General features: G+C 73.3%; 11 protein-coding genes and 1 pseudogene. 3 read left to right on the plus strand and 9 right to left on the minus strand.

The annotated features are described in order from the left end of the window. Positions 1-2: 2 nt before the first annotated feature. Both BMY19_RS21010 and BMY19_RS21015 read right to left on the minus strand, forming a co-directional pair. Entirely contained in the window at positions 3-302 is a 300-nt protein-coding gene (locus tag BMY19_RS21010) for an antibiotic biosynthesis monooxygenase family protein (protein ID WP_010685588.1), read from the minus strand. Positions 303-318: 16 nt separating this feature from the next. After that, a pseudogene (locus tag BMY19_RS21015) lies at positions 319-739 on the minus strand (Kdo hydroxylase family protein). 206 nt (positions 740-945) lie between these two features. Between BMY19_RS21015 and BMY19_RS21020 the strand changes: the two are divergent. Further along, on the plus strand, positions 946-1,395 hold the full coding sequence (locus tag BMY19_RS21020) for an RNA polymerase subunit sigma-70 (RefSeq protein WP_100252838.1): 450 nt from the start codon (positions 946-948) through the stop codon (positions 1,393-1,395). A 142-nt stretch (positions 1,396-1,537) separates the two neighbouring features. Here the strand turns inward: BMY19_RS21020 and BMY19_RS21025 are convergent, their stop codons facing one another. Together BMY19_RS21025 and BMY19_RS21030 are read right to left on the minus strand one after the other, a co-directional pair. Then, positions 1,538-2,536 (minus strand): l-ornithine N(alpha)-acyltransferase, encoded by a 999-nt coding sequence (locus BMY19_RS21025; protein WP_100252839.1) that lies wholly within the window; start codon positions 2,534-2,536, stop codon positions 1,538-1,540. 173 nt (positions 2,537-2,709) lie between these two features. Then, a complete protein-coding gene (locus BMY19_RS21030; RefSeq protein ID WP_042673074.1) occupies positions 2,710-3,192 on the minus strand; it encodes an Hsp20 family protein in 483 nt (160 codons plus the stop codon). 217 nt (positions 3,193-3,409) lie between these two features. On the opposite strand from BMY19_RS21030, the gene BMY19_RS21035 reads away from it, so the two are divergent. Next, positions 3,410-4,444, plus strand: coding sequence for an alpha/beta fold hydrolase (locus BMY19_RS21035; RefSeq protein WP_056523499.1), 1,035 nt, complete (start codon positions 3,410-3,412; stop codon positions 4,442-4,444). A 4-nt stretch (positions 4,445-4,448) separates the two neighbouring features. Here BMY19_RS21035 and BMY19_RS21040 read toward each other — a convergent pair whose 3' ends face one another. Further along, positions 4,449-4,973: a SixA phosphatase family protein gene (locus tag BMY19_RS21040; protein WP_100252840.1), complete on the minus strand. Its 525-nt coding sequence runs from the start codon at positions 4,971-4,973 to the stop codon at positions 4,449-4,451. Between the two features lie 214 nt (positions 4,974-5,187). Here BMY19_RS21040 and BMY19_RS21045 point away from each other — a divergent pair, with 214 nt between their 5' ends. Further along, the gene (locus BMY19_RS21045; protein ID WP_020092444.1) at positions 5,188-6,111 is read left to right on the plus strand and encodes a class I fructose-bisphosphate aldolase; all 924 of its coding nucleotides are present in this window, start codon (positions 5,188-5,190) and stop codon (positions 6,109-6,111) included. Between the two features lie 13 nt (positions 6,112-6,124). Here BMY19_RS21045 and BMY19_RS21050 read toward each other — a convergent pair whose 3' ends face one another. The 4 genes from BMY19_RS21050 to BMY19_RS21065 all read right to left on the minus strand — a co-directional run bounded on the left by BMY19_RS21050 (position 6,125) and on the right by BMY19_RS21065 (position 12,023). After that, the gene (locus BMY19_RS21050) at positions 6,125-7,045 is read right to left on the minus strand and encodes an NAD-dependent epimerase/dehydratase family protein (protein WP_100252841.1); all 921 of its coding nucleotides are present in this window, start codon (positions 7,043-7,045) and stop codon (positions 6,125-6,127) included. Between the two features lie 16 nt (positions 7,046-7,061). Beyond that, complete coding sequence (locus tag BMY19_RS21055) at positions 7,062-8,144, minus strand: MraY family glycosyltransferase (protein ID WP_100252842.1); 1,083 nt, start codon at positions 8,142-8,144, stop codon at positions 7,062-7,064. 40 nt (positions 8,145-8,184) lie between these two features. Continuing rightward, the gene (locus tag BMY19_RS21060; RefSeq protein ID WP_100252843.1) at positions 8,185-9,870 is read right to left on the minus strand and encodes a methyl-accepting chemotaxis protein; all 1,686 of its coding nucleotides are present in this window, start codon (positions 9,868-9,870) and stop codon (positions 8,185-8,187) included. Between the two features lie 110 nt (positions 9,871-9,980). After that, complete coding sequence (locus BMY19_RS21065; protein ID WP_100252844.1) at positions 9,981-12,023, minus strand: protein meaA; 2,043 nt, start codon at positions 12,021-12,023, stop codon at positions 9,981-9,983. Between the last annotated feature and the right edge of the window lie 146 nt (positions 12,024-12,169).

Below are 12,169 nucleotides of genomic sequence, written 5' to 3' on the forward strand. Positions count from 1 at the left end.
GCTCAGAACGCCTTCAGCACCTGCTCGGCGTGCTCGACGGCGACCGGGCCGGCGAAGCAGTGGGAGACCAGGGCGCGGTAATCCTGCCAGGGCTGCGAGCCGGTGAAGTCCTTGGTGTGGGCCTCCAGCGTGTCCCAGTGGATCAGCAGGCGGTAGCGCTGCGGATGCTCGATCGAGCGCCGGACCTCGAAGTGCCGGCAGCCCTTGGCCTGCTTGAAGATCGCCGAGGCCTCGGTGATGCCCTTCTCGAACTCGGCCTCGAGGCCGGGCTTGATCTCGATCTGCGCGATTTCGAGAATCATCGGTGCGGTTCCTGTCTCAGGTGCGACGGGCGCGGCCGAGCTTGGCCGCGAGGATGCGCTGCGGGCTTAAGGTGGGGTCGGCCTGGGCGGCGACCGGCAGGTAGGCGGTCTGCTCCAGCATGTAGCGGCCGCCCATGGCACCGTGCATCACGAGGTCCGAGAGGGTCCCGGGTGAAGGCACGGACGCGGATCAGCAGTCGGCGCAGGGACTCCTGCACCTCCGGCGTGCCGGCCGCGCCGCACAGCTCGGCCGCCTCGCCGTGGATTCTGACGTTCTCGGCCCTGCCGTCCGCGAAGGGCCGCTCGGTGAACCGGCGCTCGAACGCGCTGAACGGGAAGGGCAGATCGGGGAACAGCAGCAACGCCGCGGCCCCCAGCCCCCGCGCCCGGGAGCCGGACGCCTCGCCGGGGACAATTCTGCGGATCGGGGTGATCATCGTCTGCGCGCCCGCGGCCGTCACGGTCCGGCCCCCTCTAGCGGAGCCGCCGGAGGGAGGCCAGGGCCGCGCATTTCCGGTGGATGGCGGGTGTCATCCACCGGCGCGGCGGAGGGCACCCGCCGGATCGGCTTGCGCAACCGCTTCGTTCCCGGCACGTTCCCCGGCCAGCACCCGGCCCGAGAGCCCGGCGGAGGATGGCGCCGATGGCGACCCTGAAGGAATTCGAGGAGGCCCTGCGCGAGCACGGCATGAACATGGCGCTGGCGCTGCTGGAGCGCCTGCGCGAGCGCGACCGCGCCACCCGGACGGTGAAGCCCGCCCGGCGGCTGACCGGACAGAAGATGACCCCGGAACTCGCCCGGGCGATCCTGGACCTGCACGCCACGACGGGCATGACCCAGCAGGAGATCGCCTTCAAGGTCGGGGTCAACCAGGGCCGCGTGAACGAGGTGATCAAGCGCGGCAAGTGGCTGAGCGACGACCCGAACGCCCCGGAGGCCGTGGCCCGCGACAAGGCGGTGGCCCGGATGCGCGGCGACCCGAAGCCCAGGAAGGCGGCCGCCGCGCGCCCCGCCTCCGGGCGGGCCAAGGAGCGCAAGACCGCGCCGCCGAAGGCGCGCAACCAGGGTCAGCTGGCGCTGGGGGATCTCTGAGGGGCGGCCGCGCCCTCGTCCTTGCGAGCGCAGCGAAGCAACCCAGGGCAGCGCGACCCTGCGAAGCGTGGCGATCCTGGATTGCTTCGCTGCGCTCGCAAGGACGCCGTCGCGCAAACCCTCGGGGTTCCCGGAGCGACTCTCACCCGGCCGGCGCGAAATGGCCCCGGTAGCGCGCCCCGATCACCTCGACCGGCAGCGCGACGAACACGTCCGTCGTTCCGAACTGGCGGTCGATCACCGCGCCGTCGCCGAAGGTAGCGCCGAGGCGCAGGTATCCCTTGATCAGGGGCGGCAGCGCCTGCAGGGCCGCCTTGGCGTCCACCGCCTCGCGCGGCATCCGGTCCATCGCCACCGCCCGCTCCGGCAGCGCCCGGGCCCGCCAGCCCTCCGGGGCGCGGGCGTGGTGGTGCAGGAAGGCGAGCGGCAGGGCCAGCCGGTCCGGATCGGTGCCCTCCAGGCTCGCGCAGCCGATCAGCGCGTCGATCCGGTGGTGCAGGACGTAGGCGTAGATCCCCTGCCACAGCAGCTCGACGGTCCGCTTGCTCCGGTAGGGCTTGAGCACGCAGGAGCGGCCGAGCTCCAGGAGCCGCCGGTGCCCCTGCGTGGCAAGAAGCGGCGCGAGGTCGTACTCGCTCTCCGAGTAGAAGCCGGTATGCCGCTCGGCCACCTCGCCGCGCAGCAGCCGGTAGGTGCCGACGACCTTCGGGCGCGGCTCGACGAAGGGCTTCTTCCGCCGCGGCGCCGCGTAGTCGAGGACGAGGAGGTGGTCGCAGACCGCGTCGTAGCCGTCGACGTCGCGCCGGGACAGGGCGGCGAGCCCGGAGGGCACCGCCGACATCTCCTCGTAGAAGACCTTGTAGCGCAGCCGCTGGGCCCTTCGGATCTCCGATTTCCGCGTCGCCAGCCGGACCTCGAGGCTGCCGATGCGGCCGAGGCTGCGGCCCTCGAACGGCTCGGGCAGGCGGATCGCCCGCTCGGCCGAGAGCACGTCGTCGATTCCGCCCGCGCCCGCGACGCCCGGCAGCGGGACCGACCGGCGGCGCAGCTTGGCGATCGGCGCGCCGACGCCCCACTGCACGCCCCTGTGCCAGCCGGCTCCGAGCGCGCTGTAGGCTCCGCGGGCGAGATTGGCGACCATCGTCGGGTTCACTCCGGGTGCGCGTCCGTGCACCGTCGAATCCGACAGAGAGCACGACGGCCACACGCCATTATGACAGCCGCCACGAGAAAGCGCCCCGGCCGGGGGCCGGGGCGCTCCAAGAACCTGATCGGTACCTGATGTGGACCTGACGGTTCCCGCGCGGGGCGGGGTCAGGCGGCCTGCTGGACCGCGTCCTTGCGGACGTCGCCCTCGATCACCGGGGCGCTGGGGCGCGCCGCCGAGGCGATCTCGATGCGACGGGGCTTCTTCGCCTCCGGAACCTCGCGGACGAGGTCGATGTGGAGGAGGCCGTTCTCGAGCGCCGCACCCGTCACCTGGACGTGGTCGGCGAGCTGGAACCGCCGCTCGAAGGCGCGGGCCGCGATGCCCTGGTGCAGGAACTCCGCCCTGCCCTCGGCCTTGCGCTCGCCCTTCAGCGTGAGCGCATTCTCCCGCACCTCGATCGACAGGTCGGACTCGGTGAAGCCGGCAACCGCGACGGTGATGCGGTAGGCGTTCTCGCCGGTCCGCTCGATGTTGTAGGGCGGGTAGGTCGGGGCCGCCTCGGCGCTCGCGAACTGGTCGAGGGCGGAGAACAGGCGGTCGAAGCCGACGGTGGAGCGGTACAGGGGAGCGAGATCGAACTGACGCATGACATATCCTCGTCTGAGCAACATGCAATTCCGGTCCGCCCGATGGGCCGGACCCGTCTCTCGTGCCGCCTGACGGCCGGCACAGACGAGATATCGGAGGGGGAAAATCGCGCTTCAAGACCCCCGGCGAGGGTCGGAAACGAGATTTTTTCGCTACGGTCGCAGAGTGCATCCGGGCGTGTATCGGACGGTGCGCGAAGGTGCTGAGGTGAGGCCAGTGAGACGCTTCGACGGTGACACCGGGCGCGAGCCGCCGCTCCTGACCCTGCGCAGCACGCCCGACAACCCGGTCCCGCCGGGCGGCACGCTGATCGCCGTCGGCACGCGCGACGACTGCACCCTGCGGGCGGCCTACTGGCAGACCACGGCGCGCACCTGCCGGGGCACGGTCTGCCTGCTCCAGGGCCGGGCCGAGTTCATCGAGAAGTACTACGAGACGATCCACGAGTTGCGCGCCCGGGGCTTCGCGGTCGTGGCGTTTGACTGGCGCGGCCAGGGCGAATCGGACCGCCGGGTCGACGACCCCCACAAGGGCCACGTCGCCCGGTTCGACGATTACCGGCTCGACCTGCGGGCGGTGGCCGAGACGATCCTGGTGCCGCTGATGCCCGAGCCCCATGTCGGCCTCGCGCATTCCATGGGCGGATGCGTCGCGCTCCTCGCGGCCCTCGACGGCGCGCTGCCGTTCCGGCGGCTGGTGACCCTGGCGCCGATGCTGTCGATCCGGATGGTCCGCTGGCCGGCCGGCGCCGCGATCCTGTCGCGGGGCCTGCAGCGGCTCGGCCTCGGGAGCCGCTACATCCCGTTCGGCAAGCCGGTCTCGATCGCCACCAACCCGTACGCCGGCAACCGCCTGTCGCGCGATCCCATCCGCTACGCCCGCAACGCCGCGGCGGCGCGGCAGGTCGGCGCCGGCGCGGTCGGCGACCCGACGATCGCGTGGCTCGCCGAGGCGTTCCGCGCGATGGCGCGGCTGCGCGACCCGCGGGCGGCGCCGCGGATCGGGCTGCCGACCCTGATCGTCGCGGCGGGTGCCGACCCGGTCTGCGGCACGGCGGAAACCGAGCGCTTCGCCGCCCGGCTGAAGGCCGGCCATATCCTGGTCCTGCCGGATTCCCGGCACGAGATCCTGACCGAGCGCGACGCGATCCGGCAGGATTTCTGGGCGGCCTTCGAGGCCTTCGTGCCGGGCTCGCCCCTGCCGACCCACGCGGAGGTCGAGGCGCACGCCGTGGCGGTGCCGGTCGCCTGAGGCGTCAGCCGCCGAGATCCGGGTCGATGTCCCGCGGGCGCACGTACCGGTCGAGGTGCCCGCGCTCCGGCGCGATCTCCGCCCAGCGGTAGCCGTCGAAGTCGATCACCACGAAGGCCGCGGTCGGGAATTCCAGGGCCAGCCGGTCCCGGGCCGCCCGCGGTCCCGAGCCCGCGAGGATTGCGGCGAGGTCGCCGAGGCCCGGATTGTGGCCGACGACGATCAGCGTGGCGGCCGCGTCGGGCGCCTGCCGGATCACCCCGAGGATCCGGTCCGCCGGCGCCTCGTAGATCTCGGAATGCCAGCGCGTCTCGGGGCTGCCGAGGGCCGCCTCCATCGCGGCCCAGGTCTCGCGGGTCCGCGCGGCGGTGGAGACCAGGGCGAGGTCCGGGCACAGGCCCTCCCGCGCGAGGTGGGCGCCCACCGCCGGGGCGGCCCGGTTCCCGCGCGCGTTGAGCGGGCGCTCGTGGTCCGCCACGCCCGGCGGACGGTCGGACTTGGCGTGCCGCAGCAGGATCAGCCTGCGCATGAGCGAACCTCTGACGCGTCTCGTGGGCCGGTCTCGGGGCTGCCGGTTCGGGCGCGCGCGGCCGGACCGGGCGGCGCCCGCTCCCGCCCGGTTAGCCGAAAGCGCCGCGCGCGGGAACCTCGGCTTTGCCCGCACCGTTCCGACCGGGAGCCGTCCGCAGCACGGCCCGCGGCCCGATCCGCGGCGCGACGGTCTCTGGCCAGGAGGCTGCCCGATGGACCGATCCGCCCGCGTCACCGAGATCCTGTCGTGGTACGGGGCCGACAGCCCCGGGACCCTCACCAACCTCGCCCGGATGCTGGAGCACGGCAAGCTCGGCGGCACCGGCAAGATGCTGATCCTGCCCGTCGACCAGGGCTTCGAGCACGGGCCCGCCCGCAGCTTCGGCCCGAACCCGCCGGCCTACGACCCGCACTACCATTTCGAGCTGGCCCTGGCGGCGGGGTGCAACGCCTACGCGGCGCCGCTCGGCTTCCTGGAGGCGGGCGCGCGCGACTATGCCGGGCGCATCCCGCTCATCCTGAAGCTCAACGATCACGACCTCCTGGCCGACGAGGAGGATCCCGAGCAGGCGATCACCGGCTCGGTGGCCGACGCCCTGCGGCTCGGCGCCTGCGCCATCGGCTTCACGATCTACCCGGGCTCCGCCCACCGCAACGCCATGTACGGGCAGATCCGCGCGATCGCCGAGGAGGCCAAGAGCGTCGGCCTCGCCGTGGTGATCTGGTCCTACGCCCGCGGCTCGGCCCTGTCGAAGGAGGGCGAGACCGCCATCGACGTGATCGGCTACGCGGCCCAGATCGCCGCGCAGCTCGGCGCCCACATCATCAAGGTGAAGCTGCCCTCGGCCCATATCGAGCAGCCGGCGGCGAAGAAGGTCTACGAATCGACCGGCATCCCGATCGGCACGGCGGCCGAGCGCGTCCGCCACGTGGTGCAGTGCGCCTTCAACGGCCGGCGGATCGTGATCTTCTCCGGCGGCGCCCAGGCCGAGGAGGCCAGCTTCCTCGACGAGATCCGCGCCATCCAGGCGGGCGGCGGCTTCGGCTCGATCGTGGGCCGCAACGCGTTCCAGCGCTCGAAGGCGGACGCCCTGTCGCTGCTCGGCAAGATCACCGACATCTACGCGGGCCGCTGAGGCAGCCCCGCGTTCAGCCGCCGTCGCGGGCCAGCCGGGCGAGCCCGTCGCGGGTCGGCCCGGCCGGCCGCCAGCCGAGGGACGCGAGCCCGTCGGCGCGGGCGACGAGACCCTCGGCGACGCGGGCGAACTGCGCGTCCCGGCCGGTCAGCCGGCAGGCCAGCCGGAGGAGCCCGGCCGGGACCGGGACGAGGCCCGGGCCGCGGCCGAGACCCTGTCGGAGGGCCGCGATCATCTCGGGCAGGCTGAGCGGGTCCGGGTCGGCCGCGACGAGGGCGCGGTTCAGGGGGGCGGGCGCCGCCAGCACCGCGTCCACGGCACCCGACAGGCTCTCCAGCGCGATCAGCGAGCGCCGCGCCGCGAGGCCGCCCAGCGGCAGCGGGTAGGGACTGCGCGCCAGCCGCAGGAGCGCGGCCATGTTGCCCTTCACGCCGGCGCCGTAGACGAGGACCGGGCGCAGCGCGACCCAGTCCAGGCCGGTCTCGGCGAGCGCCGCCTCGGCCTCGAGCTTGGAGCGGCCGTAGGCGTCGGTGGGCCGGGGCGGATCGCCCTCCCCGATTACGCCCGGCGCGCTCGCCCCGACCTGTGCGCGGATCGACGACAGGAACACGAAGCGCCGCACCTTCGCGCGCGCCGCGGCCTCCGCCAGCCGGCGCGTCGCCTCGGTGTTGAGCGTGCGGTAATCGTCCTCCGGTGCCCCCGACATAGCATGGGCGAGGCCGGCCGAGTGCACCACCGCGTCGACGCCGCTGAGGGCCGCCGCCATGTTGATCGGGCGGGTCAGGTCGCCGACGACCGCGCTCGCCGCGCCCTCCGGCACGGTCGTGGGCCGGCGCAGCAGCACGCGGACCCGGTAGCCGCGCGCGGTGAGGTCGGCGAGCAGGTGGCGGCCGATGAAGCCGGTCGCCCCGGTAAGCGCGATGAGTCCGGTCACGGCTGGGCGGCCTCTGTCACGGCTGGGCGGCACCTTCGGCTGGGGCCGGCGCCGGGGCGCGGGCGAAGCGGCGGAGCAGGGCGGCGACCAGGGCGAGCCCGGCGGCCGATGCGGCGAGCGTGACCGGCCAGGACGGCCAAAACAAGGTCGCGGCGGCGAGCGCCGCCAGGGCGAGATTGGCCGCGAACACCCGTCCGACTACGCCGGGCACGGTCAGCCCGTTGACGGTGGCCCGCTGGTAATAGTGCCCGCGATGGGCCTCCCAGACCCGCTCGCCCCGCGCCGCCCGCGCGGCGAGGGTCAGGCTGGCATCGGCGAGATAGACGAGCGGCAGCAGCAGGGCGGCGGCGAGTCCGCCCGCCAGGGCGAGCTGGCACAGCAGCCACGCGGTGACGAGCCCGACCGGCAGCGAGCCGACATCCCCGAGGAAGAGCCGCGCGACCGGCCGGTTGAACGGCGCGAAGCCCAGCACCGCGCCCAGCAGGCTCGCCGCCACCAGGGTCGGCAGCGGCGGCAGGTGCCCGGCGAGGCCGATGAGCAGGAGCGCGCCCGCCACCGGGACGATCTCCGCCACCGTCATCCAGTCGAGCCCGTCCATGAAGTTCGTCAGGTTGACGAACCACAGGCCCGCCAGCAGCGCCAGGCCGCGCTCCAGCCAGAGCGGCAGGCCGGGCAGCAGGCGCCCGTCCAGGTGCCAGACCAGCAGGCCGACCACGACGGCCTGCACGGCGAGCCGCAGGGCGGCCGGCAGCGGCCGGACGTCATCCACGGCGCCGAGGACCGCCAGGGCCAGGGCGCCGCCGGCGAGCCAGATCCAGTCCGGCCGGCCGCCGATCTCCGGCGCCGCGATCAGCAGGCCCGAGATCGTGACCAGCGCCGTCACCACGGCGATCCCGCCCCCCTGCGGGGTCGGCACGGTGTGGCTGGAGCGGGCGTTCGGCCGGGCTAGGGCGTAGCGCTGCAGCAGCGGGCGCAGGCGCAGGATCAGGCCCGCCGAGAGCGCGGCGGCGAGGGGCACCGCCAGGAGCAGGATCGCGGTCAGGGCGGACGGCAAGGCGGACAGGGCGGGCGGCGCGTCGGGCGGCAAGTTGGGCGGCATGGCGCCGTCCTACGCGATCCGCCACCCGACCGTGAGGGGGCTACGCCGCCCGCACCGTGGCGAGGAAGCGCGCGACCTCGGCCCCGAGATGCTCGGACTGGCGCGACATCTCGCTCGCGGCCCCAAGCACCTGGGCGGCGGCGGCGCCGGTCTCCTCGGCGGACTGGGCGAGGCTCGCGATGGTGCCGGTGACCGCGCCGGTGCCGGCGGCCGCCTCGGCGACGTTGCGGACGATCTCCTGCGTGGCCGCGCCCTGCTGCTCCACGGCAGCCGCGATGCTGGAGGCCACGCCGTCGATCTCGCGGATGCGCCGGCCGATCCCGTCGATCGCCGACGCCGCCTGCCCGGTGGAGGACTGGATCCGTCCGATCTGGCCGGTGATCTCCTCGGTGGCCCGGGCGGTCTGCTCGGCCAGCGCCTTGACCTCCGAGGCCACCACCGCGAAGCCGCGGCCCGCGGCGCCGGCGCGCGCCGCCTCGATCGTGGCGTTGAGCGCCAGCAGGTTGGTCTGGGCGGCGATCCCGGAGATCAGCGCCACCACGTCGCCGACCTTCGCGGCCGCGCCGCTCAGGTCCTGGACCAGCGCCACCGTGTTGGTCGCCTCGGCGACGGCGACCCGCGCGAGCTCCGCCGAGCTGCTGACCTGCCGGCCGATCTCCTGCACCGAGGAGCCGAGCTCCTCGGCGGCGGCCGCGACGGTGTTGACGTTGGCGGCGGCGTCGCTCGCGGCGCCCGCGACGGTGCCGGACTGCCCGGCCGCCTCGGTCGCGCTGCCGGTCAGGGTCCGGGCGGTGGCCTCCAGCTCGGTCGCGGCCGCCGACACGCCGCCGACGATGCCGCCCACCGCCTGCTCGAAGGCGTCGGCCATGGCCCGGGTCGCGGCCCGGCGCTGCGTCTCGGCATCGGCGCGGGCCAGCGCCGTCTCGGCCTCCAGGGCGCGCGCGCGGACGAGGTTGTCGCGGAACACCACCACGGAGCCCGCGAGCGCCCCGATCTCGTCGCGGCGCTCCTGCCCGGAGATCGCCACCTCGGCGTCGCCCGCCGCGAGGCGCTGCGTGACGGCGGCGATCTTGCGGAGCGGCCCGCTGACGCCGCGGGTCACCAGCACGAAGGCCCCGAGCGCCACCAGCAGGGCGAGGCCGGCGAGCGCCAGCACGTTCCGCTTGGCGGCGTCGTAGGTCTGCGCGATCAGCGTGCCGCTCGCCTGCGAGCCGTCGCCGTTCAGGGCGACGAGCTTCTCCCAGTCGGCCATGATGGCGCGGATGCTGTCCGACATCACCGTGTTGTAGATCCGCTGCCCGCCGGCGACGTCGCCCGCCTCGGCCTTGGCCACCGCCTCCCGCTGCTGCTCGGCGTAGGTGGCCACGTGCTGGCGGAAGGCCGCGTAGGCCTCGCGCTCGGGCTGGGTCAGCGGCAGGGCCTCGTACCGGGCGTACTGGGCCGCGAGCAGCGCGTCGCGCTTGGCGATCTGGTCGGCGACCTCGGCGCGCAGCGCCGGCGTGTCGGCGGTGATCAGGCGGACGGCGTTGACCCGCTGCCGCATGAAGTTGATGCCGATCCGGCCGAGGGCGTCGGTGGCTGGGATGCGCGTGTCGCGCAGCTGCGCGGCGGCGGATTCGATGCGGCCGAGCTCGGCCAGCGAGAGGCCGCTCGTGGCGGCGATCAGCAGCACCAGGGCCGCGAGACACAGGCCGAGCTTGGCCGCGATGGAGATACCGGCGCGCATAGGATTCGTCCCCGGTCCCGCACGTGGGACCGGGGCCTATGCTTGTCTGAGAAATATTAAGGTTGTTTGGTCCTGCCCGGACCGCGTGCGGTCCGGGCAGTCTCGGTCCGCTAGTAGACCTGGGCCTCGGCGCGCGGCGGATCCGCCGGGCCGTCCCGTCGATCCAGACCCTTCTCCACGACCTTGGCGAGCCCGACCATGATCTGGTCGATGGCGTAGTCCTTCGGCGTGTAGACGGCGCGCACGCCCATGTTCTTGAGGACCAGCTCGTCCTCCGGCGAGATGATGCCGCCGACCACCACCGGGATGTGGTCGAGCCCCGCCTCGCGCATCTTGGCGCGGACCTCCCGCACCAGCGGCACGTGGGAGCCGGACAGGATCGACAGGCCGACCACGTGGGCGCCGGTCTCCTTGGCCTTCCCGACGATCTCGGCCGGCGTCTGGCGGATGCCGTCGTAGGTGACGTCGAAGCCGACGTCGCGGGCACGGAGCGCGATCTGCTCGGCGCCGTTGGAGTGGCCGTCGAGGCCGGGCTTGCCGACCACGAGCTTCGGCGTCTCGCCGAGCCGCTCGCCGAGATCGGCGATCAGGAGCTTGGCCTCCTCGGCCGCGCCGCTGGAGACGGTCTCCACGGTGACGCCGGTGGGCGCCCGGTACTCGCCGAAGACCGCGCGCAGGCGCGCGCCCCACTCGCCGGTCGTGACGCCGGCCCTGGCAGCCTCGATCGAGGGCGGCATGATGTTGGCGCCGGAGCGCGCCGCCTGCTCCAGGGCGTCGAGGGCTTGGCCCACGGCGTTCTCGTCGCGGCGGCCGCGCCACTCGCGGATCCGGCTCTGCGCCTCCATCTCGACGGTCTCGGAGACGGAGAAGATCGCCCCCTCCCCGGCCGTGAGCGGCGACGGCTCGCCCTGCTGCCACTTGTTGACGCCGACCACGATCTGATCGCCGGCCTCGATCGCCGAGATCCGGCGCGCGTTCGACTCCACCAGCGCGCGCTTGAGCGCCCCGGTTTCCACCGCCGCCACCGCGCCGCCGATGCCGCCGATCCGCTCCAGCTCGGCCCGGGTCTGCGCCTTCAGCTCCTCGACCTTGGCCTCGATCACGTGGCTGCCGTCGAAGATGTCGTCGTACTCGAGGAGGTCGGTCTCGAAGGCCAGGATCTGCTGCATGCGCATGGACCATTGCTGGTCCCAGGGCCGCGGCAGGCCGAGCGCCTCGTTCCAGGCCGGGAGCTGCACCGCGCGGGCGCGGGCGCGCTTGGACAGCGTCACCGCCAGCATCTCGATCAGGATGCGGTGGACGTTGTTCTCGGGCTGCTGCTCGGTGAGCCCCAGGGAGTTCACCTGCACGCCGTACCGGAAGATGCGCTTCTTCGGATCGTCGATGCCGTAGCGCTCGCGGGCGATCTCGTCCCAGAGCTCCGAGAACGCCCGCATCTTGCAGATCTCGGTGACGAACCGCAGGCCCGCGTTCACGAAGAACGAGATCCGGCCGAACACCTCGGGGAAGCTCGCGGCGTCGAACTCGGGGTCCTCGCGCACGGTGTCGAGCACCGCGATGGCGATGGCGAGCGCGTAGGACAGCTCCTGGACCGGCGTCGCCCCCGCCTCCTGCAGGTGGTAGGAGCAGACGTTCATCGGGTTCCACTTCGGCACGTTCTTGGTCGTGAACAGGATCACGTCCTTGGTGAGCCGGAGGGACGGCGCGGGCGGGAACACGTAGGTGCCGCGCGACAGGTACTCCTTGATGATGTCGTTCTGGGTCGTGCCCTGGAGGGCGGCGATCGGCGCGCCCTGCTCCTCGGCCACCGCGAGGTAGAGCGCCAGCAGCCACGGGGCCGTGGCGTTGATCGTCATCGAGGTGTTCATATGGGCGAGCGGGATGTCCTGGAACAGGGTCCGCATGTCGCCGAGATGTGCGATCGAGACGCCGACCTTGCCGACCTCGCCGCGGGACAGCTCGTGGTCGGGGTCGTAGCCGGTCTGGGTCGGCAGGTCGAAGGCAACCGACAGGCCGGTCTGGCCCTTGGCGAGGTTGCCCCGATAGAGCTTGTTGGACTCCGCCGCGGTCGAGTGCCCCGCATAGGTGCGGATGATCCAGGGCTTGTCGCGGCTCGACTTGTCGCTCCTGGTCTCGGCGACGCTCGCGCCCATTCCTCGCCTCCGTGTGATCTTTGTATCCGCGCGGGGCGCGGCCTTGCGGTCACCGTAGCGAAGGCTTGAGCACGCGTCATCCGGGACGGAAGTGCAAGACGCCCGCGCGGGCATCCGCGGCTCATGAAAAAACTTGCCCGTCGGAA

This window comes from Methylobacterium sp. UNC300MFChir4.1, assembly GCF_900110155.1.
In the GTDB taxonomy this organism is placed as follows: Bacteria; Pseudomonadota; Alphaproteobacteria; order Rhizobiales; family Beijerinckiaceae; genus Methylobacterium.